The sequence below is a fragment of the Streptomyces sp. NBC_01314 genome, from assembly GCF_041435215.1.
Taxonomy (GTDB): Bacteria; Actinomycetota; Actinomycetes; order Streptomycetales; family Streptomycetaceae; genus Streptomyces.
Map to the genome: position 1 here is coordinate 3677218 of NZ_CP108394.1, position 25357 is coordinate 3702574.

The following is a 25357-nucleotide window of genomic DNA, read 5'->3' on the forward strand; positions in this document are numbered from 1 at the left end:
ACGAGGTCGTTCGCATGTCGCTTCTGAACACGCCCCTGCACGAGCTGGACCCGGAGGTCGCCGCCGCCGTCGACGCCGAGCTGCACCGCCAGCAGTCCACCCTGGAAATGATCGCCTCGGAGAACTTCGCCCCCGTCGCCGTCATGGAGGCCCAGGGCACCGTCCTCACCAACAAGTACGCCGAGGGCTACCCCGGCCGCCGCTACTACGGCGGCTGCGAACACGTCGACGTCACCGAACAGATCGCCATCGACCGCCTCAAAGACCTCTTCGGCGCCGAATACGCCAACGTCCAGCCCCACTCCGGCGCCTCCGCCAACCAGGCCGCCCTCTTCGCCCTCGCCCAGCCCGGCGACACCATCCTCGGCCTCGACCTCGCCCACGGCGGCCACCTCACCCACGGCATGCGCCTGAACTTCTCCGGCAAACAGTTCAACGTCGTCGCCTACCACGTCGACACCACCACCGGCCTCGTCGACATGGCCGAACTGGAGCAGCTCGCCAAGGAACACCGCCCCAAGGTGATCATCGCCGGCTGGTCGGCCTACCCGCGCCAACTGGACTTCGCCGCCTTCCGCCGCATCGCCGACGAGGTCGGCGCGTACCTGTGGGTGGACATGGCACACTTCGCCGGCCTGGTCGCCGCCGGACTGCACCCCAACCCCGTCGAACACGCCGACGTGGTCACCTCCACCACCCACAAGACCCTCGGCGGCCCCCGCGGCGGCATCATCCTCGCCAAGCAGGCATTCGCCAAGAAGCTCAACTCCTCCGTCTTCCCCGGCTTCCAGGGCGGCCCCCTGGAACACGTGATCGCCGCCAAGGCCGTCTCCTTCAAGGTCGCGGCCTCGGAGGAGTTCAAGGAGCGCCAGCAGCGCACCATTGACGGCGCCCGCATTCTGGCCGAGCGGCTGACCGCCGCCGACGCCCGTGACGCCGGCGTCGACGTCCTGTCCGGCGGCACCGACGTCCACCTCATCCTGGTCGACCTGCGCGCGAGCGAACTCGACGGACAGCAGGCCGAGGACCGCCTCCACGAGGTCGGCATCACCGTCAACCGCAACGCCGTCCCCAACGACCCCCGCCCCCCGATGATCACCTCCGGCCTGCGCATCGGCACCCCCGCCCTCGCCACCCGCGGCTTCACCGCCGAGGACTTCACCGAGGTCGCCGACGTCATCGCCGAAGCCCTCAAACCGTCCTACGACACCGAAGCCCTCAAAACCCGGGTCAAGGCACTGGCCGACAAGCACCCGCTCTACCCCGGGTTGGGGAAGTAACCCGGGCTTCATCGGTCCGTAGTCCCGCTTTTCCGGGGCACCGCGCACACTGGGGGGTGCGCGCGGTGCCCCACTCCCCGCACCACCCTCCCCCGTTCTGAGGAGTCACCGTGGCCATCTCGGTCTTCGACCTGTTCTCGATCGGCATCGGCCCATCCAGCTCCCACACGGTCGGCCCGATGCGCGCCGCCCGCATCTTCGCCCGGCGGCTGCGCAACGAGGAGCTGCTCGCGGGCGTGGCCTCGGTACGCGTCGAGCTGTACGGCTCGCTCGGCGCCACCGGCCACGGCCACGGCACCCCCAAGGCCGTACTCCTGGGCCTGGAAGGCGCCTCACCGCGCACGGTCGACGTCGAGTCGGCCGACGAGCGGGTGGAGGCGATCAAGGGGTCGGGCCGTCTCCGCCTCCTGGACGACCACGAGATCCCCTTCTCCTTCGACAAGGACCTGGTCCTGCACCGCCGCAAGACGCTGCCGTACCACGCCAACGGCATGACGATCTGGGCGTTCGACGCGGCGGGCACGGAGCTGTTGTCGAAGACGTACTACTCCGTCGGCGGCGGGTTCGTCGTCGACGAGGAAGCGGTCGGCGCGGACCGCATCAAACTCGACGACACGCCCCTCAAGTACCCCTTCCGTTCGGGCGACGAGCTGCTCCGCGTGGCGAAGGAGACGGGCCTGTCGATCTCCGCGCTGATGCTGGAGAACGAGCGGGCCTGGCGCGGCGAGGACGAGATCCGCTCCGGGCTCCTCGACATCTGGCGCGTGATGCAGACCTGTGTCTCACGCGGTATGTCCCGCGAGGGCATCCTGCCCGGCGGACTGAAGGTCCGTCGCCGCGCGGCCATGTCGGCCCGTCAACTCCGTGCGGAGGGCGACGCGTTGGCCCACTCCATGGAGTGGATCACGCTCTACGCGATGGCGGTGAACGAGGAGAACGCGGCCGGCGGCCGGGTCGTCACGGCCCCCACCAACGGCGCGGCCGGCATCATCCCCGCCGTCCTGCACTACTACATCAACTTCGTGCCGGGCGCCGACGAGGACGGAGTCGTACGGTTCATGCTCGCCGCCGGCGCCATCGGCATGCTCTTCAAGGAGAACGCCTCCATCTCCGGCGCCGAGGTCGGCTGCCAGGGCGAGGTCGGCTCCGCCTGCTCCATGGCCGCCGGAGCCCTCGCCGAAGTCCTCGGCGGCTCCCCCGAACAGGTCGAGAACGCCGCCGAGATCGGCATGGAACACAACCTCGGCCTCACCTGCGACCCCGTCGGCGGCCTCGTCCAGATCCCCTGCATCGAACGCAACGGCATGGCCGCGGTCAAGGCCGTCACGGCGGCCAGGATGGCCATGCGCGGCGACGGCACGCACAAGGTGTCCCTCGACAAGGTCATCAAGACCATGAAGGAGACCGGCGCGGACATGAGCGTCAAGTACAAGGAGACCGCGCGGGGCGGGCTCGCGGTGAACATCATCGAGTGCTAGGGAAATCGGCCCTGACCAGTGCGTTCGCAACTTTCGGCGCTGTCAGGGCCTTCCCCGTCCAGGCGACGGAAAGTCCCATCTGGCGGTGGCAGGAAGGGCCTGACCGGCACCGGCTCCCCCTGGTTCAACCGTCCGTCCGTGCGGGCGCAAGCAGGAAGCAAGGTGGAACCGCGCCCCGTGGGGAAGGCGGTGTCACGCGGACGGCTCGGTGACGTGGTGGGAGCCGGGGCGGGTGTCGGCTTTGCGGGTGGTCAGGCCCGTCAGGGACATGGCGCCGGGGCCGGTGAAGACCAGGAGGAGGAAGCCCCAGCAGAAGAGGACGGGGGCGAGGCCGCCGTTCTGGAGGGGGAAGAGACCGTCCTTCTGGTGTTCCGTGAAGTAGGCGAAGGCCATGATGCCCGAGCTGAGGAACGCGGCACCACGGGTCGCCAGGCCGAGGAGGACCAGGACGCCGCAGACCAGCTCGACGACTCCGGCGTACCAGAAGGGCCAGTCACCGACCGGGCTCGCCTTGCGGTCCAGGATGCCGAAGACCGTGGCCGCGCCCTCGCTGGCGAACAACAGGCCCAGGACGATGCGGAACAGGCCCAGGACGACGGGTTGGCGCGTCGTGAGCCAGTCGTTCAGGCGCGGGGTGTCGCTCATCGGTACTCCTCGGATGTGTCGGCTACGCGTGGGTGCTCCCGGTTTTTCCTTACCCATGCGCCCGGCCTCCGGTTCAGGGAATCCGTCGCCGACTTCGGGGCGGCCACGGACGTGGCCGCGGTTGTGTCACGTCAGTACCGGTCAGGGCCGGTCAGGTGCTCTCCCCGGGTTCGCGAGGGCCGCGCCGAGTTCGGCCCTGCGGCGGATGCCGAGCTTGCGGTAGGTGCTGGTCAGGTGGGTCTCGACGGTGCGGCGGGCGAGGTGGAGGAGTTGGGCTATCTCGGTGTTCGTGCGGCTCTGCGCGGCGAGTTCGGCGATGCGGCGCTCGCCCGCGGTGAGGGCGGAGGGGCCGGTCAGGGCCGCCGTCGTGCGGCGGGCGCCGCCCTCGCGCAGGGCCTCCTCCGCGAGCGCGCGCAGGCGGAGCGCGCCCAGGCGTTCGGCGCGTTCGGCGGCCTCCCGGAAGGCGTCACGGGCCCGCGCCCGCTCCCCGGAGGAGGCGAGCCCCCGTCCCTGCGCCACGAGGGCCGCTATCAGCTCCGTCTCCACCGGCTCCCCACCCGGCATACCGTCCGACGCCCCCACCGGCACCCCTTGTGACACCCCTTGCGACACGCCGTCCGGCATCCCGGCCGTGCCTCCGTCCGGCGCCTCGACGGCTGCCCAGCCTCCGATCGACGGCACCGCGGACGATCCGCCCACCGCCCAGCCGCCCACGGCCCGTGCGGAGGCTCCGCCCGGTGCCCAGCCGTGCACGGCCGTCGCCGTCACCCGTGTTCCGCCCTGGTTCCAGCCCCCCTTTGCCGCCGCGGGCCCCCTGGCCGACAGCCGGCCGCCGGCCCCCGAAGCGGCGCTTCCCAGCGCCACGACCTCGGCGCCGGTCGCCTCCGCGGCCACCTCCGCTGCCTCCTCCGGCGCCTCGACGGCTCCCTGGCGCAGCATCCGTACCGCCCGGTTCCCCAGCTCCAGGCCCCGGCGCCCGCCCGTCGCCGTGCCGAGGGCGGAGAGGGCGCGGCCCAGCACGCGGGGGGTGTTCCAGACGGTGGCGAGGCGCAGTTCGTGTTCGGCGAGGGCCAGAGCCTCGTGGGGGCGGCCGAGGGCGAGGTGGCATGCGGCGGCGGCGGTGCGCCAGGGGGTGACGACGGGGCTGTCGACGTCCCGTGCGGACTGGCGGCGGCCGCACTCCTGGAAGTCGTCGAGTGCGGCCTCCGGGTCGCCGGTGGCGGCGTGGAGGAGGCCCCGGGCGTAGAGGAAGCGGTTCAACTCCCAGGAGTCGTGGGCCCGTCCGAGGTCGAAGGCGTCGGCGAGCCGGGCGGCTTCGTCCGTACGGCCGGTCTCCACGAGGGCGATGACCGCGTGGGCCAGCGCGTTGGCGGACTCGGGACGGCCGGCGACCGCGCGCGCGACCTCGGGGTCGGCGAGGACCTCCTCGTGGGCTCCCCGTGCGGCGGCGATGTCGATGCGGACGTTGAGGAGGGCCAGATGCATGGGGTGGAGGAGGGAGGTGCGCTGGCCGCTGAGGCCTCGGTGGACGAGGCGTTCGGCCTCGTCGAGCCGGTCGGCCCACTGGGCGACGGCGGCGGCGGTGCCCAGCAGGAAGACCTCGGACAGCGGGTCGGCCGGCTGGGAGAGGAGGGCCCGGACGCGGTGCATCGCCGCAGCCGCCGAGGTCAGACCGGCGGTGGCCTCGTAGCGCACGAGGAGCGCCTGCCCGGCGGTGCCGACCAGGTGGGACGAGCGTTCGGCGGTCTCGCGCAGCCAGCGGTACACCTCCTGCCGTACGCCCCGGTCGTGGTCGGAGAGCAGCGCGGAGGCGGTCTGGACGGTACGGATCAGGTCCGGGTGGCCCGTCAGGTGCTCGTCGCGCAGCCCGCGCAGCACGTCGACGGCGGCGCGGGCCTCGCCCCGGCGGGCCAGGGCCGTGCCGAGGGCGACCGCCGCGTGGACGCGTTCCCGGGGCGGGCCGCCGGGCAGACGCATCGCCTCGGCGAGCCGGGGGATGCCGGCGGTGGAGCGCACGGTGGCGTACTCCAGGGATCCCAGTTCGGTGAGGACCATGGTGCGGCGGGCCGCCGGCATCGGTTCGTCGAGGGCGCGGCGGAGGTAGGCGAGGGCTTCGTCGCTGCGGTCGCTGCGGTCGTCGCGGACGGCGAGGTCGGCGGCGTCGAGCAGGGCGCCGGTCGCCCAGGCCTCGCCGACGGGGCCGGAGCGCAGCAGTTGTCCCGCGACGGCCTCGGCGTGGTCGCCGCGGTGCAGCATCGCCTCGGCCGCCCGGCGGTGGGCGGCCTGCCGGTCGGCGCCCGCCCAGCCGCCGAGCACGGCGTCCCGCAGCAGGGGGTGGGCGTAGCGGGGCCGTCCTTCGGGGCCGGGGCGCAGCAGGCCGAGGCGGGTCATCGCGGTGAGCCAGCCGGGTACGCGGGCGGGGTCGGCGCCGGCCGTCCGGGCGAGCAGGTCGGCGTCGGCCGGTACGGGGGTGTCCCCGTCGTCCAGCGCGGCGAGCGCGCGGGCGACGTCGGTGGTCGTCGGTCCGGCGCTGTCCAGCCACCAGGACACCGCGGCGGAGTAGCTGCCCGGATAGAGCGCGGCACAGGTGTCCGGAAGGGCAGCCGGGAAGGCCTCGGGGTCGGCGTCGCGGAGGTCGGACAGCAGGGCGTGCAGCAGAAGGGGGCTGCTCGCGCCCGCCCGTAAGCAGGCGTCGACCCAGTCCGGCGGGGCGCCGGCGTGGACGGAACGGACCAGCCGCGCCCCGGCGTCCGGGCTCAGCGGGGCCAGGGTGCGGCTGTGCACGAGGGCGGGGGAGAGAGCGTGCGCGAGCCCGTGCGCCGGGGGGTCGATGTCGTACTGGCTGCGCTCGGTGACCACCAGGAGCACCGGCAGGCGGTCGATGCGGCGGACGGCCTCGACGAGCCAGCGGCGGGACGGGGCGTCGGCGAAGTGCGCGTCGTCCACGGCGACGAACAGCGGGGACTCGGCCGCGTAGGAACGCAGCAACCGCCACAGGCGTGCGGGCCTGCCCCGGTGCGGCTGGGTGCCCGGCGGGTCCGGCGCCTCGCCGACGGCCTGGTCGAACTCCGGTCCGTGGGCCAGGAGTTGGAAGACGGTGTCGAACGGTACGGAGCGGTGCTCGGGGGAGCAGCGGGCCCGCAGGACACGCATGCCGTTGGCCGCCGCGTGGTCGGCGGCGGCCTCCAGGAGCGCGGTACGACCGGTGCCGGTGGCGCCCCGGAGCAGCACCAGACGGCCGGAGCCGGTCCGGGCACGGGCGGCCTCGGCGGCCAGCAGCTCCAGGGGCTCACGGCGTTCGAGAAGCGGTTCCGGCCCGCGCATCGCTGTCTCCTGTCGTGGACTTCGTGGACTGTCGTTCTCCGCTTCCGAGGACGGGGCACGGGCCCTCCGGGTGCACTGTTCGCGGACGGTCGGCGGAAAAGTGCCGTAGCCGGTCCCGCGGCCGGTCCCGTGGTGAAGCTCGTGGCGCATCTCGTGATGTATCTCGTGGTGCATCTCGTGGTCCTCCACGATTGCGCAGCGCACACGACACACAGAAGGGTGAATCGAGCCCATCGGCCACTCCCCTCACCGGAGCGGCGACTTCGTGCACACGGGAGAAACGGTTGCGCAGCACATTCCGGACCGCGGAGACGGCGGCGGCCACGGCGGTAGCCACGGCCAGGGCCACCGTCACGGCGGAGCACCAGGAGCCCCGGCGCCGTATCCCCGTCGTGGTCCACACTCTCGACCCGCTCTCCCGCGCCGGAGTGCTCAGCCAACTGCGCGGGCACCCGGTGATCGACGTGGTGGACGACGCCGTGGCACGGCCGGGCAGCGTGGCCGTGCTGGTCGGGGAGACGCCGGACGAGCCGCTGCTGTCCGCGCTGCGCCGGATGGTGCGCAGCGAGGGGGCGCGGGCCGTCCTGGTGGTGAGCCTGATCCGGGAGACCGAACTGCTCGACGTCATCGAGTGCGGGGTCGGGGCCATCGTCTGGCGCCACGAGGCCACCGCGCACCGGCTGTCGCAGGCCGTGCTCGCGGCCTCGCGCGGGGACGGCGACCTGCCCGCCGATCTGCTCGGCCGGCTGATCAACCAGGTGGGAACGTTGCAGCGTTCCGTGGCCGGCCGCACCGGGGCGCCGCTGTCCGGCCTGGTGCCGCGTGAGATCGACGTCCTCCGGCTCGTCGCCGAGGGGATGGACACCGGTGAGATCGCGAGCAAGCTCTCCTACTCCGAACGCACCGTCAAGAACGTGATGCACGGGCTCACCACCCGACTGCATCTCCGCAACCGGGCGCACGCGGTGGCCTATGCCCTCCGGGAAGGCTACATCTGATCGAACGGGCAGACCCAACAGGCCTCTTGGGCACCACATTCTGCCCGCCGCACGTCCCCGGCACCTCTGGGAACGCGGCGCCGACGCCGGGCAGGATCGGCGGACAGGCACACGACACAGCAGGAGCACGACCGTGATCCACGAGGTGGACGAGGTCCTCAAGGGACTGATCGGCGGTGGTGCCCTGGCCGGCTCCGGCATCGACGTCTCCTTCGAGGCGCCGACCCGCGACTGGGCGGCCCGGCGCAACGCGCCCGCCGTCAACACCTATCTGTACGACATCCGCGAGGACGTCTCCCGCCGCCAGCGCGGCCACATGCCGGTCCGCGACGAGCGCGACATCGTCGTGCGCCGCCGCCAGCCGCCCCGCTGGTTCCGGCTGTCGTACCTGGTCACCGCCTGGACCAAACAGCCTCAGGACGAGCACCGGCTGCTCTCCGCGGTGCTGGCCAACCTGCTGCCGCGCGAGCTGCTGCCGCCCGCCGAACTCCCGGGCGCGCTCGGCGCGCTGGGCCTGTCCGTGCCGGTCTCGGTGGCGGGGCTGCACTCCGAGTCGCGGTCCCTCGCCGAGATCTGGTCCGCGTTGGGCGGCGAGCTGAAGCCGTCCCTCGACCTCGTCGTCACCGCTCCGTTCCCGGCCTTCCCCGAGTACGACGCCGGTCCCCCGGTCACCGAGGGCGCGGCGATCCGCGTACGCGGCATGGACGGCTCCCTGGAGGGCTCGGAGGAACGCGCCCACCGGCCGGGGCAGTTGGCGTCCGCGCCGAACACCGGGGAACGGCAGGACCGTCCGACGCCCGGCACCAGCACCAGCACCAGCACCAGCACCAGCACCAGCACCAGCACCAGCACCAGCACCAGAGAACGGCAGCGGTGACCACCCACACTCCGCCCGAGTCTTTGCCGGCCCCCGCCTCCCCCACCACCGACGCGCTCCTCCTCCGGCTCGCCCGACTGCGTGACCGCGTCGCCGAGTTGGTGGCCGAGCGCGGTGCCGGTGATCCGACGGCGGGTGATCCGCTGCGGGGGCTGTACGTGTCCGAGGAGGGCGTACGGCATCTGCTGGAGCCGTCGGCGGGGTCGTACGCCCCCGTGTTCGACGACTTCGAGGACGCGGACCCGGCCCCGCACGGTCCGCTGGAGCGGCTCGCGGGGCGGCTCGGCCTCACCGAACTGGACACGCGCATCCTGCTGATCGCCCTGGCGCCCGATCTGGACCGCTCCTACGAGCAGTTGTACGGGTACCTGAACGACGACGTCAGCAGGCGTCGGGCCACCGTGGGGCTCGCGCTCGATCTGTGCGGGCTGCCCGTGCATCTCGCCCGGGCGCGGGCCCGGTTCCTGCCCTCGGCGCCGCTGAGCGCGCTCGGACTGCTGACGATCGAGGAGACCGAACGCCCCTTCCTCGGGCGGGTGTTGCGGGTACCGGACCGGCTGGTCGCGCATCTGCTGGGCGACGACACGCTGGACGCGGCGCTCGTCGGCCATGTGCGTCCGCTCACGTGGCCGTCGCGGACGCAGTCGCCGTCGCGGTCCCAGTCGCCGAATTCCCTGGCCTCGCTTTCGTCGCCGGCCGCGCCTTCGTCCCCGGCCTCGTCCTCGTCCTCGTCCGGGGAGGACGGCGGCTTCACCGCCAGGCTGGCCGCCCGGCTGGCCGCCGCCCCGGTCACCGTCCATCTGCGGGAGCACCGCGAGGGTGACGGGCTGGTGCGTGCCTCTGCCGCTCTGCGTGCGGCGGGGGTGGAGGCGCTGCACTTCACGCCCCCGGCGGCCCAGGACGAGGCGGCCGGGCTCCTCCCCCGGCTGCTGCGCGAGGCCCGGCTGCGCGGTTGCGCGGTCGTGGTGTCGCCGCTGCCGGAGAAGCCGGGGCCGCTCGTCCGGGCGCTGACAGCGGCCGACGTGTCCGTGCTGTTCACCGGGGCGCAGCCGTACGACCCGCAGTGGTGCGACCGTGATCCGCTGGTCCTCGACGTGCCCCGGCCGCCCTCGGGTGCCGTGGACGCCTGGTCGGCGGCGCTCGGTGCCGGGGCGGACGGGCCGGGATTCGACCTGGCGGCCACGGTCGCCCCGTACCGGCTCGGCGGGGACCGGATCGAGCGGGCGGCCCGCGCCGCCGTGGACCTCGCGGCGTTCGACGGCACCCCGGTGACCGCGGCCCATCTGCGACTGGCCGCGCGGCTGCAGTCCGCCTCCGGTCTGGAGCGGCACGCACGCCGGATCCGCCCGGACGTCGGCTGGGTCGACCTCGTCCTGCCGGACAAGCCCCTCGCCCAGTTGCGGGAACTCGCGCTGCGCGCCCGCCATCGCGACCGGGTGCTCGGCGACTGGCGGCTGAGCGCCGGGGGCGGCCGGGGCCATGGGGTGCTGGGGCTCTTCGCGGGCGAGTCGGGCACCGGCAAGACGCTGTCGGCGGAGGTCGTGGCCGCCGAACTCGGGCTGGACCTCTATGTCGTGCAGCTCTCCTCGATCGTCGACAAGTACGTGGGCGAGACCGAGAAGAACCTCGAACGGATCTTCACGGAGGCCGACCGCACGGACGCCGTGCTGCTCTTCGACGAGGCGGACGCCGTGTTCGGCAAGCGCTCGGAGGTCAAGGACTCCCACGACAAGTACGCCAACATGGAGAGCGCCTATCTGCTCCAGCGTCTGGAGTCCTTCGACGGCATCGCCCTGCTGACCACCAATCTGCGGGCCAACATCGACGAGGCGTTCACCCGGCGGCTGGATCTGGTGGTCGACTTCCCGTTCCCGGACGCCGCCCAGCGGCTGGCCCTGTGGCGGCACAGCCTCGCCGCGGTGCCCCGCGCGGACGACATCGACCCGGCGGCGGTCGCCCGCGACTTCGAGCTGGCCGGCGGTTCGATCCGCAGCGCGGTCGTCACCGCCGCCTACGCCGCCGCCGGGCGCGCCGGGTCGGTCACCACGGCCGACCTGCGGGAGGGCGCGGAGCGCGAGTACCGCAAGGCCGGGCGGCTGGTGCCGGGCGAGGGCAACTGGTAGCGGGCCCCGGCGGCCGAGGACGGCGGGAGCACCCCGATGGGGCCGCCCCCGCCGGGCGGTCTACTTCACGCGCCACTTCTGGTTGGGGGTACCCGCGCACGTCCAGAGCTGGAGCTTGGCACCGTTGCCGGTGGCGTTGTCCTTCACGTCGACGCACTTGTCGGCCTGCGGGTTGACCAGGTCACCGGCGGTGCTGAGCACGAACTGCTGGGCGGGGTTGCCGCTGCACCTGGCCACCTGGATGACGGCCCCGTCGTCGCGGGAGCCCCAGGCGACGTCCATGCACAGCCCGAGGGAGCGCACGGTGCCGTCGTCGCGGAAGTCCCACTTCTGGTTGGCGGTACCGGCGCAGTCCCAGATCTGGAGCGGGGTGCCGTCCTTGCCCTTGCCGTTCTCCGCGTCCGTGACGTCGACACAGCGGTTCGAGGCCTGGCCGATGATCCTGAACCCCTTGGCGGCGGCCGGCTTCTTCTTCGTGGGCTTCGTGTCCGGTTCCTTTTCGGAGCCCGATCCCGATCCCGGCCCCGATCCCCCGGAGCCGCTCCCCGAGCCCGCACCCGAGTCCTCCGGCTGCTCCTCCTCCTGCCGGGGTGCCTCGGGCGTCTCCGAGGGCAGCGGCGCCGCGGAGATGTTCGGCGCCGGGGCCATGGCCGACGGGCTGGCGCTCGGCAGGGCCGTCGTACCGGCCTGCTGGAGATCGGTCGCGGCGCTGGTGACCTTGGGCTGGTAGGCGAACCACAGCGTCACGAAGGTGATCGCCAGGGCCAGGAGGACGCCCATGCAGGTGGCGAGCCAGCCCGGCAGGAACCCTCGCTGGACATAGGTGCCGTCGACGGGCTGGGGTGCGACGCCCGCCCGTTGGACGGCGAGCGCGTACGGTCTCTCCTCCTTGGAACCGAACCAGATGACCTGTCTCGGCTTCAACGTGGCCTTCACGAACGCGGCACGGCCTGGCTCGATCTGCACATTGCTCGGATGGATGTCGTACGACAGCTGGTCGCCGTTGTCGCTGCCGCTGACGGCGGCGGTCACCCTCGTGTTGCCGAGGTTGTCGATGGCGAGCTTGGGCCGTCCCCGGAAGCGCCCCTTCACGGTCGGCGGCACGAGTTCCGCCCGTACCTCGGTGAAGGGCGTGATCGTCAGGTTCCCCTCGGGGACGGTCGTCGCCTCGGGATGCTGGGTCGGCGTGATCCGTACGGCGTACGGGTTCGGGCCGGCCGTCGCGTCCGGGGTGCGGGGCGGAGCGAACGTCAGCTCCACGGTTCCTGTCGTCCCCGGGTAGAGCCGCAGGGTCTGCGGCTCCACGGTCGTCCACGGCGCGATGTCACCGACCGGCTCGAAGCGGTACTCGTCGACGACGTCGCCGGTGTTGCGTAAGCGCAGCCGTACGGTCGTACTGCTCCCCGGGTCCACGGTGGCGGAGGCGGGTTCGAGGGAAGTCCAGAGGCTCACGGTCAGGCCCCCGCGGCAGGAACGATCTGCCATTCCTGGTCGTCGGTGACGGTGCAGTGGAAGAGCATCAAGGTCACCTCGTCGCGTGTGTCTTCGTTGCCCGCGATTTCGAGACACCTGTTCTTGCTCGCGAAGTTGCGGATCCAGTAGCCGCCGCCCTGCTGCGGGTCGAGCCACCACAACTGGTTGTCACTGGTCGTGCCGTCACAGGTGAACTCCGTGATCTTCGTATGGATCGGGTTCTCTCCGTAGTTCGGCAGGTCCATGCAGAGCTGGTCCTTGGCGTTGCGGATCTGGAAGAGATCACTGCCGTCGGGCGCCTTCTTCGCGGCCTTCACCTCCAGGTTCCAGAGCTGGTTGTCCGCCGTGCTGTCGTCGCAGGTGAACTGCTGGACCCGGCCGTCTCTCCGCCCGTTGCCCTCGCCGGGGACGTCGGCGCACAGCTTGGTGGCGAGGTTGCGCAGGAGGATGTTGCGGGCGGGCAGCACGCTCTCGTCCTCCTTCTCGGTCGGCTCGGGCGGCGCCGCGGGCGCGTCGCCACCGCCACCGCCGTCGTCGGCCTCTTCGGACGGGACCGATTCCTGCTCCGGCTCAGACTCCGGCTCCGGCTTCGCGGACTCCAGCGGTTGCGGCGAGGCCGAGGGCGGCAGCGTGCTGACGCCGGTCTCCCGGAACTCGGTGGCGGCGCTGGTCACGGTGGGTCTGTAGGCGAGCCAGAGGGTGAGGAAGGTGATCGCGAGGGCCAGGAAGATGCCGAGGCAGGTGGCGAGCCAGCCCGGCAGGAAGCTGCGCTGCACATAGGTGCCCTCGACATCCAGCGGCGTCACCCCCGACCGCTTCACCGCGAAGGTGTACGGCCGCTCCTCCTTCGACCCGAACCAGGTGATCTGCCGCGGCTTCAACGTGGCCTTCACGAACGCGGCACGACCCGGCTCGATCTGCACATTGCTCGGATGGATGTCGTACGACAACTGGTCACCGTTGTCGCTGCCACTGACCGACGCGGTCACCTTCGTATTGCCCAGGTTGTCGATGGCCAGCTTCGGCCGCCCCCGCAACCGCCCCTTCACCGTCGGCGGCACAAGCTCCGCCCGCACCTCGGTGAACGGCGTGATCGTCAGATTCCCCTCGGGAACCGTCACCGCCTCCGGATGCTCCGTCGGCACGATCCGCACCGCATACGCGTTCGGCCCCGCCGTCGCATCCGAAGTACGGGGCGGCGCGAACGTCAGGTCCACCGAACCCGTCGTCCCCGGATACAACCGCAGAGTCTGCGGCTCCACAGTCGTCCACGGCGCGATGTCACCGACCGGCTCGAAGCGGTACTCATCGACCACATCACCGGTATTGCGCAGACGCAGCCGCACGGTCGTACTGCCACCGGGATCCACCGCGGCCGACGCGGGTTCCAGAGAAGTCCAAAGGCTCACAGAGGGACGCTACGGGGCGGGCGTCGTCCGGTCAGGAGCCGTCGGGGCAGGCCCGGCTGCCCCGACGGCCACCGAAGCCGTCCCAACGGTCCTGCCCCAACGGCCTTGTCACACGGTGAACTTGACGGCTTCGAGCCAGATGCCGTTGTCGAGGGTGCCGCCGAAGATGTAGTTATCTCCTTGGCCGGGCTTGTCGCAGGCCAGGTTCTGCCAGCCCCGGTCCTTCTGGTGGACCGACTGGCATACCCCCCGGCCGCCTTCGTCGACGTTGATGGTGAAGCCCAGCATGTCCGGGGCGCCCCTCTTGGAGCTGCCGAAGTAGTTGTCGAAGCCGTCCTTCGCGCTCGCCCACGGCTTCCCGTTGTAGTGACCCTGGCCGTTGGTCGAGTCGGGGTTGTGGACGAACGCGGCGCTGGCCGTGCCGTTGACGCCGGACACCGCGATGTTGAGGGCCTTGAGCGACCTGGCCTGGCCCACCGTGCCGGCCGTGTCGCCGTCGCACTCGGGGGCCGTCCAGCCCTTGCCCGTCACGAACGCGCGATAGCAGATGTGCCGGCCGGCCGGGTCCGCTGCCGCCAACTGCCGTACGGCGGTCGCGGCCGTGGGAGCGGGCTTCTTCTTCTCCTCGGAACCACCGCCGGAGCCACCGCCACCGCCACCGCCGCTGCCGCCGCCGCTCCCGTTCCCGCTGTCACTCTCCGTCTCGGTTTCCGTCGCCTGCGGGGGTGGCGAGGAGGCGGGAGGCGCGGAGGGAGTGGGCGGCGGAGGGGTCGACACCGGCGCCGAGGGGCTGGGCGGCAGCGTGCTCACGCCGGCTTTCTGCAGCTCCGTCGCGGCGCTGGTCACGGTGGGTCTGTAGGCGAGCCAGAGGGTGAGGAAGGTGATCGCGAGGGCCAGGAAGATGCCGAGGCAGGTGGCGAGCCAGCCCGGCAGGAAGCTGCGCTGCACATAGGTGCCCTCGACATCCAGCGGCGTCACCCCCGACCGCTTCACCGCGAAGGTGTACGGCCGCTCCTCCTTCGACCCGAACCAGGTGATCTGCCGCGGCTTCAACGTGGCCTTCACGAACGCGGCACGACCCGGCTCGATCTGCACATTGCTCGGATGGATGTCGTACGACAACTGGTCACCGTTGTCGCTGCCACTGACCGACGCGGTCACCTTCGTATTGCCCAGGTTGTCGATGGCCAGCTTCGGCCGCCCCCGCAACCGCCCCTTCACCGTCGGCGGCACAAGCTCCGCCCGCACCTCGGTGAACGGCGTGATCGTCAGATTCCCCTCGGGAACCGTCACCGCCTCCGGATGCTCCGTCGGCACGATCCGCACCGCATACGCGTTCGGCCCCGCCGTCGCATCCGAAGTACGGGGCGGCGCGAACGTCAGGTCCACCGAACCCGTCGTCCCCGGATACAACCGCAGAGTCTGCGGCTCCACAGTCGTCCACGGCGCGATGTCACCGACCGGCTCGAAGCGGTACTCATCGACCACATCACCGGTATTGCGCAGACGCAGCCGCACGGTCGTACTGCTCCCCGGGTCCACAGTCGCGGAGGCGGGTTCGAGGGAAGTCCAGAGGCTCACGTCAGGACGCTACCGGGAGTGCGGGATCCGTTTCAGGAGGAAAACGTGCACGGTCGCGGTGCCCGAAAGGGCAGCGCGCTCGGGCACGGGGGTGCTCGCCGGGGTGCTGAGGCCGGGTGGGCGCGGCCGGGCCCGCCCGGGAGCGGTTTCCGCCGATCGGCCGGACTGCCCCTGGGGGCAACGGATGTGCCCCCGATCAGGTACCGGAGGACGTTTCAGGGGACGCGCTTCGCGCGTGAGGGTGAGAGGCAACCTGTCTCGTACCCCAAGGAGAGCAGAGCATGCCGTCCTACCTGTCGCCGGGCGTCTACGTCGAGGAGGTGGCCAGCGGCTCGCGTCCCATCGAGGGTGTGGGCACCTCGGTGGCCGCCTTCGTCGGCCTGGCCCCGACCGGTCCGCTGAACGAGCCGACCCTGGTGACCAACTGGTCCCAGTACGTCGCCGCCTTCGGCGAGTTCACCGACGGCTACTACCTCGCGCACTCGGTGTACGGGTTCTTCAACAACGGCGGCAGCGCCGCGTACGTCGTCCGGGTCGGCGGCACGCACCAGGGCGGCGCGTCCGCCGGTGGCCCGGCAGCCGTGACGGGTGCCGCCGCGCCGGCCGCGCTGCCGCCGGGCGAGCCGAAGCAGCTGGGCACGTTCAGCGTGACCGCCATCGCGGGCGGTTCGCTGAGCGTCGAGGTCGCCGACCCCGAGGGCGAGGGTCCGGCCGAGCGGTTCAAGCTGGTCGTCAAGGACGGCGACAAGGCCGTGGAGACGTTCGACGTGACCGCCAAGAAGGGCGGCCGCAACTACGTCGTCACCCAGGTCAAGGAGCGCTCCAAGCTCATCACGGTCCAGGAGACGGCACCGGCCGCGCAGCTCGCGCGCCCCGACAACCAGACCGTGGCGCTGGCGGCCCCCGCCGCCCCGGCCGCCGTCACGCCCGCCGCGACGGACGACGGTCACCCCGGCCCGGCCGAGTACCTCGGCGACTCCGCCGACCGCACCGGCTTCGGCGGCCTGGAGGCCGTTGACGAGATCTCGATGGTCGCCGTGCCCGACCTGATGGCCGCCTACCAGCGCGGCGTGATCGACCTGGAGGCCGTCAAGGCCGTCCAGCTCGGTCTGATCGCGCACTGCGAGCTGATGGGCGACCGCGTCGCCGTCATCGACCCGCCGCCCGGCCTCAACGCCCGGCAGATACGGGTCTGGCGCCAGGAGACCGCCGGGTACGACTCCAAGTACGCGGCCCTCTACTACCCCTGGATCAAGGTCTTCGACCCGGCCTCCGGCCAGTCCCGCGTCATCCCGCCGAGCGGCCACGTCGCCGGTGTCTGGGCCCGCAACGACTTCGAGCGCGGTGTGCACAAGGCGCCCGCCAACGAGGTCGTACGCGGCGCGGTCGACCTGGAGCTGCAGATCACCCGCGGCGAGCAGGACCTCCTCAACCCCATCGGCGTGAACTGCATCCGCGCCTTCCCGGGCCGAGGCATCCGCGTCTGGGGCGCCCGCACCATGTCGTCCGACCCGGCCTGGCGCTACCTCAACATCCGCAGGTACTTCAACTACCTGGAGGAGTCGATCCTGATCGGCACCCAGTGGGTGGTGTTCGAGCCGAACGACCACGCGCTGTGGGCCCGGATCCGGCGCAACGTCTCGGCGTTCCTGGTCAACGAGTGGCGCAGCGGCGCCCTCTTCGGCCAGCGGCCCGAGGACGCGTACTACGTCAAGTGCGACGAGGAGACCAACCCGCCGGAGTCGGTCGACCTCGGCCGGGTCATCTGCGAGATCGGCATCGCCCCGGTCAAGCCCGCCGAGTTCGTGATCTTCCGGCTGGCCCAGTTCTCCAGCGGCAACGGTGAGCTGGAGGAGTAGGCCGTCCGGCCCGCTCCTACCTGCGTTCGCACACCAGTCGTTCCGCAAGCCCCTTGCCCCTGCCCCCTCAGAAGGACACAGAACAGATGAGTCTCGCGCCGGGTGACGCCCTTACCTCACACAATTTCGGCCTCCAGATCGACGGGGTGATGGTCGAGTACCTCGCGGAGGTCAGCGGCCTCACCCTCGAACAGGACGTCATCACGTACCAGCAGAACTCCGCCCAGGGCCGGCCCGAGGTCAACCTTCTGCCCGGTGTGCAGAAGAACGGGCAGTGCACCGTGGTCCGCGGTATGACCCAGTCGGCCGCGTTCAACACGTGGATCAACGACTCCATCAACGGTCAGATGAGTTCCGCCCGTAAGAACGCGTCCATCATCATGATGGATTATCAGAACAATCCGGTGAAGCGGTACAACATGCGCAACGCCTGGTGCAGCAAGATCGACGCGAGCACCCTCAAGGCCGGCGAGGCGGCCGCGCTCACCGAGACCGTGACCATCGTCTTCGAAGAACTGGTCATCGAGTAATGCGGCGTACGACTGCCAGGGCGGGCGCGGGCTCGATCGTGGACGTAGCGGGTCCGGGTGCGGGCGCGGGGGCAGTGGGCCCGGAGCCGGTGGCGGGTGCGGGCATGGGTGTGGGTGTGGGGACGGGCGCGGGTGAGGGAGTGGCTCCGGCCGTGTCCGCATCCGCCCCGGTCTCCGCGCCGGCCCCGGCCGTCGCGCCGGTGGCGCAGCGGCTGCGGACGGAGTTCCCGTTCGAGCTGCCGCGCGGCTACGTCGACGAGGCGGGGAACGTCCACCGGGAGGGCGTGATGCGTCTCGCCACCGCCCGGGACGAGCTGATCCCGCTCCGGGACGTGCGCGTCCAGGAGAACCCGGCCTATCTGTCGGTCGTGCTGCTCGGCCGGGTCATCACCCGGCTCGGCAATCTGGCGATGGTCCACGACGGGATCGTGGAGAACATGTTCGCGTCCGACCTCGCGTTCCTGCAGGACTTCTACCGGCAGGTCAACGCGGAGGGTCACACCCGTGCGGCCGTGGAGTGCCCCCACTGCTCCGAGCCCTTCGAGGTCGAACTCGGCGGGAGCCGCCTGGGGGAATCGTGACGTACGCGACCGACCGGCTGCATGAGGAGATCGCGTACGTCGCCTACCACTTCCACTGGGGCTTCGAGGAGATCCTCGACCTCGAACACCACGACCGCCGCCGCTACACCGAACAGATCGCGTCCCTCGTGACACGGGGCGGGGCGGAGGGCTGACACGTGGGGTTCTTGGATCGCCTACGGGGTGCCGCCGGATCGGCCGGGCGCCGGGGCGGGGTTGATGGACTCGGCTCGGCCGGGTCGGTCGACTCGGTCGGCGAGGTGAGGCCCGCCGCCGGGCATGCGGGTTCCGAGGGGAATCCGCCCGGCGCGGGCGGCAGTTCGTTCGTCGCGGGGTCGGAGAGCGGCCCCGCTTCGCCGACCGGAGCGTCGGCGAAGACGGGGGCCGGTTCGGTCGAGGGGACCACCTCGGTCGCTGGTGTTGCCCCGGTCCGTGGTTGGGAGGGGCTCGCTCCGATTCAGCGGACCATCGGGGGGCGGGCCGTCGTCGCGGACGCCGGGTTCAGCGGGCGGTTGAGCACCTGGCAGAACCCGTCGTTCACCGGGACCTTGTCCCATGCCGTCCTGCCCGGAGCGCCGGGCGGGCTGGTCAAGGACGTCCTCACCACGTCGGCGACACCCGTCGCCGGACTCGAACTGCCCGCGCGCACCCTGCCGGTGGCGACCGACGAGCCCGAGGTCCGCGCCGACACGACCGACGGCCCACGGCCGGTGCAGCGCGCGCCGTACCAGGTCACACCGTCCCGCCCGACGGGCCCCCGGGTGACTCCCGTACCACCCCGCACCACCCGCCCGACCCCGCTGACCAAGGCCCCTGCCGCGCCGCCCACCGTCCAGCGACGGACCCTGCCGACGGCACGACCACAGGTTTCCGGGGCCGCTGGGGAGTCTGGGGGTACGACCTCGGGGGGTACGGCTTCGAGGGGCACAGCTTCGGAAGGCACGGCTTCGGGGGATGCCGCGACTGGGCATACGGCGCAGGGCGGTTCTTCGGCCGGGCACACCGTCGCCGACGGTGCCTCGTCCGGGCACGCGCATTCCGGCGGTGCCTCGTCCGGGCATACGGCGTCCGGTGGTGCCTCGTCGCAGCGTTCGGTGTCGGGCGCTACCGCTTCAGGGCGCACGACATCGGGGCACACGGCGTCGGAGAGTACGGCGTCCGGGCGGGACGCGTCGGGCTCGGCCACCTCGGATGCCGCGAGTCCGGTCAACACGTCCGGCGGCCCGCTGAGGGCAACGCCCGCTGCCACGGCGGCTGTTCGCGTCGACGCCTCCAGCGGCGGCTCCGCCGACCCGACCCACCACTCCAGCGACGCGGCAGCCGCCCTCGGTCACGCGGGGCTCGACATCCAGCGGAGGGCGACCGACTCGGGCGGTACGGCAGCGGCCTCCGGCCGAACGGCAGCCGGCCCCGCCAGGACGGCGACCGGCACCGGCCCTGGGGGCAGCCCCGTCGCCTCCCATCACGCCGAGGTCAGCGTCCAGCGGGCGGCGACGGGGCCCAGCGGTATGCCGGCCAACCCCGACGCGACGGCCCCCGTCTCCGCCGTACCGCCGACCGCCCCGCCCGAAACTTCGGACCGCCCTCGCGCGACGTCCGGCGGCCCCAACGCCACGCCGATCAGCCCGAACACAGCGGCGGTCGAAGCCCAACGGCCCGTGGCCGGACGCGACGACACGCCGGGCAGGGCAGCCGGTACGGCAACAGGCAACGGCCCCACACCCAACGCCCCCGGCACTCGGGCGACCAGCCCAGCCAACCCGACGGCCGGCATCCAACGCGCGGCCGTCAACCCCGAGGCCACTCCGACCAGACCCACTAGCACCACCCCCGGAACAACGGGCACCTCCAGCTCCGGCTCCGCCTCCCACACAACCTCCAACACCGGCTCCGGCTCCGGCTCCGGCTCCGGCTCCGGCTCCAACACTGACTTCGCATCCGGCTCCGGCAGGACGGTGGACAGCTCCGGCCGAACCTCGCCGACCCGCACCTCGGCCCCTACCTCGGCCGGCCCTTCCAGCGGCGCCGTGGATGTCCAGCGGGCGGCGACCGGCCCCAGCCGTACGGCGGCCTCGCCCGCCGGAGCCCCGACCAACCCGCCCGCAACGCCAAGCGATCCCAGCCCGACGGCGGGCGGTCGCGACGCGGCGGCAAGCGGTCCCGGCGCAACGACAACTGACTTCGGCAGAGCGGCAGTTGCCCCGACCGGCGGCGCTCCCTCCAGCACCGGTGATGCTGTGACAGGCGTCCAGAGAGCCACCACCGGCCGCGGCGGCACACCGAGCGCCTCCCGCGACGCGGTCTCCAGCCCCGCTGGTGGGGCGGCCGACACCAGCAGTTCCGGTACCGGTACCGGCAGCGGCGGCAGCTCACACGTCAACGTCCAACGGGCGGAGGCCGACCCCGGCGGTACGAGCACCACGCCTGCCGCACCCAAGACGCACTCCCCCGGTACGGCGAACAGCGCCCCCGCGGCACGCCCGAGCGGAACTTCGGCCAACCCGGCCGCACGGTCACCTCGCACCGCCCCCACATCAACACGCACCGACGCCGACGCCAGCACCGGCCTCCGAGGCGCGCCCCCCACCGGTCCATCAGCAGGTACCCCGACGACCCCGCAGCCCCAGATCCAACGGGCCGCAGCCAGTCCCACCAGCCCCACCAACCCCAGGGCGGCAACGCGCGGCCCCAGCAGCACCCCCGCCCCCGCCCCAGGCACCCACCCCCTACAGCGGAGCACCTCCGTCGGAGCAAGGCGCATCGGCCTCGGCACACCCACCTCCGGACCCGTCCCAACGGCCGGCTCCCTCCCGGCGCACCCAAGCCCGACACCCACGCCAACGCCCCTGGCCCCGCCCCCGGCCCCGGCCCCGGCAGACCGACCCCACTCCGCAGCCCCCACCCCAGAAAGCCCCTCGGGCACCCCGGCTCCCCCGGCTCCCCCGATCCAGCGCGCCACCAGCCCCACCCCCCGTCAGCGCCCCCTGTTGGGCGCCCCCCTCTCCACCCCGCCCCAGGGCGCGCAGCCCATCTCCACGCGCAAGGCCCCCGGCGGCCCAGCCCCCACCGTGCCTTCTTCCCCTCCCGCTCCCCTTCCCGCCCTGCCTCCCCTGCCTCCCCTGCAGCGGGTGACAGCGGCACCCCAGGCAACGGCGAACCACCCCCCGCACCCGTTTCCCCAGGCGTCCGCCCCCACACCGGCAGTACGGCACCACCCCCAGGCCGTCCCCCTGAAAACCACGGGCCACGGGCAGCGCCCCGAAGTCGCGCGGGGAACCACGCGTCCAGCCACACACGCCCCGCAGCCGCCCAACACCCCGCCCCGGCAGTTCCCCGGCCCATCAAGCCCTCCATGGTCACCGGAGCCCAAAGCACCTTCCCCCCAGGCCTCACCACCCACCCTGGCCCCCGCGCCCGCCCCCGCACGCCCCCTCGCCCCGACCCGTGCCCTCACTACAGCCCTGCCCACCGCCACCACGCCCCCCGCCATCCAGCGTCAGGCACCCCGGGCCGCGGTGCCCCTGCGCCGTCCCACCCCCAGGACCGGCCACCCCTCATCCCCGGGCACCGGCCCCGCCGTGCAACGCCTCAAGGCCCACAAGCCCACCGCCCCGACCCGTACGGCACTCCCCCTCGCCGTCGCGCCCAGGACACCCAGCACCGCACCCGTCACCCCCCGCGCGCTCGCACCCACCCCCGCACCCACACCCGCCCCGGTCCAGCGGGCCCCGGAAATCCCCCTCCGGCCCATCCCCGCCACCACGACCACCGCCGTCGCACCCGTCACAGCGACCGCGGCCACCAGCGGGTCCACCACAGCTCACCGCACCGCGTCGGCCGACCTCCCGCCGCCGTACTCCGCGGTGGAGAACGACGCCTCACCCAAGGCCCAGTTCGACCCCCGCACCCTCACCGACTTCCAGCTCGACGAACTGACGCACAAGCTCATCGGCCGGATCACCCGCCTCGTCCGCACCGAACTCCGTCTCGACCGCGAACGAATCGGCAAACTCCGCGACCCCCGTCACTGACCACCACCGCCCCGCCACGGACCCACCGCCGACCCGTCACCGACCCGCCGCCGACCCAGCACCACCAGAAAGGCCCTCCCCGATGCCCCGCGATCTCGACCCGGGCTCCACCATCTTCTTCACGCTGACGATCGACGGCGAGAGCCTCGGTTACTTCAACGGGTGTGAAGGGCTGTCCTCGACGGTGGAGATCGAGCAACGCCAGGAGGGCGGGAACAACGGGTTCGTCTGGCAGTTCCCGTCGCGTGTGACGTTCTCGAACATCCGGCTGACGAGGCCGCTGACACCGGACACGGCGAAGGTCGCGGCGTGGATCTCGTCCGTGGCGACGGGCGTGAAGCGGCCCACGGCCCAGATCGCGGCGCTGCGCGCGGACGGCTCGGAGGTGGCGCACTGGGGGCTGATCGACGTCCTGCCGGTGAGCTGGCAGGGGCCGTCCCTCGACCCGGCGAACCCGAGCGTGGCGACCGAGGTCCTGGAGATCACGCACCACGGGTTCACGGACTGAGGGGCGGACAGAACATGGCGAAGGGCAGCAAGGGCGGCGCCGGCAAGAGTCTCGTGCGGGCCACACTGGCCATTCACGAGCCGCCGGTCGGGACGAGCACCACCCCGGGCGGGCTGAAGAAGACGTTCAACTTCGAGTTCAACCCGTCCGAACTGACGCTGCGCCAGGGCGCCCAGTGGAAGAGGACGACGAGCGCGGCCGTACGCGACGGCGCGCTGCCGGAGTTCATGGGCCCCGATCCCCGGGAGATGAACGTCGAGATCTTCCTCGACTCCTCCGACAAGCCGAGCGGCACCACCGTGCTGAAGAAGGTGGACACGCTGCTGTCGTGCTGCGAGGTGACCGCCAAGAGCCTCGCCGCGAAGCAGCCGTCGCCGCCCTGGGTGGTGTTCCAGTGGGGGTCGTTCTCGACGGCCCGTTTCACCGCGTACGTCAGTTCCGTGGACGTCACGTACTCCCTGTTCGGGACGACCGGGGTGCCGATCCGGGCCGCCTGCCGGATGACGCTGCACGAGATCCCGAGCCGGACCGAGGGGCAGAACCCGACGTCGGGCGCGCTCACCGCACGGAGCGTGCACCGGGTCGTGGCGGGTGACTCGTTGCAGTCGCTGGCGTGGCGGGAGTACGGGAACGCGTCCGCGTGGCGGGCGATCGCGGAGGCGAACGACATCGACGACCCCACGCACCTGCCCACCGGCATCGAGCTCGTTCTTCCGGCGGCCGGGGAGGTGGGCTACTGATGGTGAAGCCGTCCTTCTCGAACATCGTCAAGGTCACCATCGACGGCAAGGAACTGCCGTCCGACTACGCCGATCTGCTGGTCGGCGGCTGGGTCGATCTCGGGGCCGGGGTACCCGGCGCGTTCCGGCTCACGTTCCGGGACCCGCACGGGCTGCTGCTGGGCAAACTGAACGTCAGGTTCGGCTCCCTGGTGGTCATCGCGCCCGTGGCCGGCGGGCAGGGCGCGGCGAACCCGGTGCTCACCGGCGAGGTCACCGGTATGGAGACCGACTACGACGGCACCGGCACCTTCACCGTCGTCCGCGGCTACGACGCGGGCCACCGGCTGATGCGGGTGCGCAGGGTCGCGGCGTACCGCAACCAGACCGCCGCCGACATCGCCCGCAAGCTGGCGACGATGAACGGCGTCCCGGTCGGGCAGGTGCAGTCCACCAAGACCGTCTACGACTTCATCAGCCAGTCCAATGTGACGGACTGGGACTTCCTGGCGCGGCTCGCCGACGAGAACGAGATGGTGATGTCGCTGGACGCCAAGGGGAAGTTCCAGTTCGTCAAGCCGAAGCCGGCGTCGGGCGCGCCCCCGACGAGCGCCCCCGGTCAGAAGAGCCCCTTCGAGCTCAAGGCCGGTGTCGACATCCTGCGCTGCCGGGCCGCCGTCACCGCCGCCGACCAGGTCGACAAGGTCGAGGCGCGCGGCTGGAACGTCACGACGAAGAAGAAGCTCACCGCGATGACGAAGGCGAGCGCCAACCCCGGTATCGCCATCGGCACCACCCCGCAGAAGGCGGCGAACCCGTTCAAGGCCGCCAAGCTGGTGGAGACCGACACCCCGTACGACCTCCAGAGCGAGGTCACGCACGCCGCCGCATCCCTCGCCGACGACATCACCTCCGCCTTCGCCGAGCTGGAGGTGATGGTGCGCGGCAACCCGCTGCTGCGCCCCGGTGTTCCGATCACGCTCTCCGACGTGGGCTCCCCGTTCGAGGGCAAGTACACCTGCACCTCCGTTCGGCACACCTTCGGCGACGGCAGCCACTACGAGACCTGGGTGACCGTCAGCGGCCGGCAGTGGCGCTCGCTGTTCGGCCTGACGTCGGGGGGCGGTACGGCGGCGCCGCGGCTGCCCAGTGTGGCCAACGCCCTCGTCACCGACGTACAGGATCCGCTGAAGCAGGGCCGGGTGAAGCTGCAGTTCCCGTGGCTGGACGACGCATATGTCAGTGACTGGACGCGGACCGTGCAGATGGGTGGCAAGGGCGGCGGCGGGATCTTCCCGCTGGACGTCGGCGACGAGGTGCTGGTCGCCTTCGACCGGGGCGCGCTCGACCACCCGTTCGTCATCGGCGGCCTCTACAACGGCGTCGACAAACCGACCCCCGTTAAGGACGTGTGGCTGCACGACCCGGTCAAGAAGAAGGCGATCCGGCACACCCTGTCCGACCGGGAGGGCAACCGGGTCGACCTGCTCAGCCAGCAGACCGGCCTGCGCAAGCAGGGCGTACGCATCGCCAGCGGCAACGATCGGCTGATCATCAATCTCGACCGGACGAAGACCGAGATCACGGTGGACAGCAAGGGTGCCGTCAGCATCACCGGCGGTACCTCGGTGTCGGTGAAGGCCGGGACCGATCTGACGCTGAGCGCGCTGCGGTCCGTGACCATCAGGAGCGGCGGGCCGCTCAACCTCCAGGGCCAGGGCATGGTCGGCCTCCGGTCGCTCGGCGGCGCGGTCAACATCAACGCGGTGGGCGCCATCGCCATGAGCGCGGCCGGTGCCGCGACGATCAGCGCGGCCGGAACCGTGCAGATCAACGCCGTCGGCCAGGCGGCGCTGCGGGCGGCCAACGTCGACATCACGGGCATCGTGCTGGTCAACAAGAAGCCGTACCCGATCCCGTGACGGCTCGGCGAACGCTCAC

The 25357-nt window shown here is 72.0% G+C and carries 20 protein-coding genes; 13 read left to right on the top strand and 7 right to left on the bottom strand.

Features of this window, described 5'->3' with window-relative positions:
* Positions 1-14 precede the first annotated feature (14 nt).
* Entirely contained in the window at positions 15-1280 is a 1266-nt protein-coding gene (glyA, locus tag OG622_RS16040) for a serine hydroxymethyltransferase (protein WP_371576769.1), read from the top strand.
* A gap of 110 nt (positions 1281-1390) precedes the next feature.
* Complete coding sequence (locus tag OG622_RS16045; protein ID WP_371576770.1) at positions 1391-2758, top strand: L-serine ammonia-lyase; 1368 nt, start codon at positions 1391-1393, stop codon at positions 2756-2758.
* A gap of 192 nt (positions 2759-2950) precedes the next feature.
* On the opposite strand, the gene OG622_RS16050 is transcribed toward OG622_RS16045, so the two are convergent.
* On the bottom strand, positions 2951-3403 hold the full coding sequence (locus OG622_RS16050) for a DoxX family protein (RefSeq protein ID WP_371576771.1): 453 nt from the start codon (positions 3401-3403) through the stop codon (positions 2951-2953).
* A gap of 141 nt (positions 3404-3544) precedes the next feature.
* Positions 3545-6727: an AAA family ATPase gene (locus OG622_RS16055; protein ID WP_371576772.1), complete on the bottom strand. Its 3183-nt coding sequence runs from the start codon at positions 6725-6727 to the stop codon at positions 3545-3547.
* Between the two features lie 284 nt (positions 6728-7011).
* On the opposite strand from OG622_RS16055, the gene OG622_RS16060 reads away from it, so the two are divergent.
* The 3 genes from OG622_RS16060 (at position 7012) to OG622_RS16070 (ending at position 10725) form a co-directional block, all read left to right on the top strand.
* Complete coding sequence (locus OG622_RS16060; protein ID WP_371576773.1) at positions 7012-7725, top strand: LuxR C-terminal-related transcriptional regulator; 714 nt, start codon at positions 7012-7014, stop codon at positions 7723-7725.
* A gap of 133 nt (positions 7726-7858) precedes the next feature.
* Complete coding sequence (locus tag OG622_RS16065; protein ID WP_371576774.1) at positions 7859-8602, top strand: DUF4255 domain-containing protein; 744 nt, start codon at positions 7859-7861, stop codon at positions 8600-8602.
* Complete coding sequence (locus OG622_RS16070) at positions 8599-10725, top strand: ATP-binding protein (RefSeq protein WP_371576775.1); 2127 nt, start codon at positions 8599-8601, stop codon at positions 10723-10725. The genes OG622_RS16065 and OG622_RS16070 overlap by 4 nt, the downstream gene beginning before the upstream one ends.
* A gap of 60 nt (positions 10726-10785) precedes the next feature.
* Here OG622_RS16070 and OG622_RS16075 read toward each other — a convergent pair whose 3' ends face one another.
* From OG622_RS16075 to OG622_RS16085, 3 genes are all read right to left on the bottom strand, one after another.
* Positions 10786-12177: a ricin-type beta-trefoil lectin domain protein gene (locus OG622_RS16075; RefSeq protein ID WP_371576776.1), complete on the bottom strand. Its 1392-nt coding sequence runs from the start codon at positions 12175-12177 to the stop codon at positions 10786-10788.
* Between the two features lie 2 nt (positions 12178-12179).
* Positions 12180-13607, bottom strand: coding sequence for an RICIN domain-containing protein (locus OG622_RS16080; RefSeq protein WP_371576777.1), 1428 nt, complete (start codon positions 13605-13607; stop codon positions 12180-12182).
* 108 nt (positions 13608-13715) lie between these two features.
* Complete coding sequence (locus OG622_RS16085) at positions 13716-15188, bottom strand: hydrolase (RefSeq protein ID WP_371576778.1); 1473 nt, start codon at positions 15186-15188, stop codon at positions 13716-13718.
* 281 nt (positions 15189-15469) lie between these two features.
* Between OG622_RS16085 and OG622_RS16090 the strand changes: the two genes are divergently transcribed.
* The 4 genes from OG622_RS16090 to OG622_RS16105 all read left to right on the top strand — a co-directional run bounded on the left by OG622_RS16090 (position 15470) and on the right by OG622_RS16105 (position 18313).
* Entirely contained in the window at positions 15470-17047 is a 1578-nt protein-coding gene (locus OG622_RS16090) for a phage tail sheath subtilisin-like domain-containing protein (RefSeq protein WP_371576779.1), read from the top strand.
* 86 nt (positions 17048-17133) lie between these two features.
* A complete protein-coding gene (locus OG622_RS16095) occupies positions 17134-17577 on the top strand; it encodes a phage tail protein (RefSeq protein ID WP_371576780.1) in 444 nt (147 codons plus the stop codon).
* Entirely contained in the window at positions 17577-18158 is a 582-nt protein-coding gene (locus tag OG622_RS16100) for a hypothetical protein (protein ID WP_371576781.1), read from the top strand. The genes OG622_RS16095 and OG622_RS16100 overlap by 1 nt, the downstream gene beginning before the upstream one ends.
* Complete coding sequence (locus OG622_RS16105) at positions 18155-18313, top strand: DUF6760 family protein (RefSeq protein ID WP_013000546.1); 159 nt, start codon at positions 18155-18157, stop codon at positions 18311-18313. Before OG622_RS16100 ends, OG622_RS16105 begins: the two co-directional genes overlap by 4 nt.
* A gap of 302 nt (positions 18314-18615) precedes the next feature.
* Here the strand turns inward: OG622_RS16105 and OG622_RS16110 are convergent, their stop codons facing one another.
* Together OG622_RS16110 and OG622_RS16115 are read right to left on the bottom strand one after the other, a co-directional pair.
* The gene (locus tag OG622_RS16110) at positions 18616-18966 is read right to left on the bottom strand and encodes a hypothetical protein (RefSeq protein WP_371576782.1); all 351 of its coding nucleotides are present in this window, start codon (positions 18964-18966) and stop codon (positions 18616-18618) included.
* Between the two features lie 654 nt (positions 18967-19620).
* Positions 19621-20253: a hypothetical protein gene (locus OG622_RS16115; RefSeq protein WP_371576783.1), complete on the bottom strand. Its 633-nt coding sequence runs from the start codon at positions 20251-20253 to the stop codon at positions 19621-19623.
* A 1483-nt stretch (positions 20254-21736) separates the two neighbouring features.
* Between OG622_RS16115 and OG622_RS16120 the strand changes: the two genes are divergently transcribed.
* From OG622_RS16120 to OG622_RS16135, 4 genes are all read left to right on the top strand, one after another.
* Positions 21737-22189, top strand: coding sequence for an extensin (locus OG622_RS16120; protein ID WP_371576784.1), 453 nt, complete (start codon positions 21737-21739; stop codon positions 22187-22189).
* Between the two features lie 82 nt (positions 22190-22271).
* Complete coding sequence (locus OG622_RS16125; RefSeq protein WP_371576785.1) at positions 22272-22697, top strand: phage tail protein; 426 nt, start codon at positions 22272-22274, stop codon at positions 22695-22697.
* Between the two features lie 14 nt (positions 22698-22711).
* On the top strand, positions 22712-23437 hold the full coding sequence (locus tag OG622_RS16130; protein WP_371576786.1) for a peptidase M23: 726 nt from the start codon (positions 22712-22714) through the stop codon (positions 23435-23437).
* Positions 23437-25338, top strand: coding sequence for a VgrG-related protein (locus OG622_RS16135; protein ID WP_371576787.1), 1902 nt, complete (start codon positions 23437-23439; stop codon positions 25336-25338). The genes OG622_RS16130 and OG622_RS16135 overlap by 1 nt, the downstream gene beginning before the upstream one ends.
* Positions 25339-25357 lie beyond the last annotated feature (19 nt).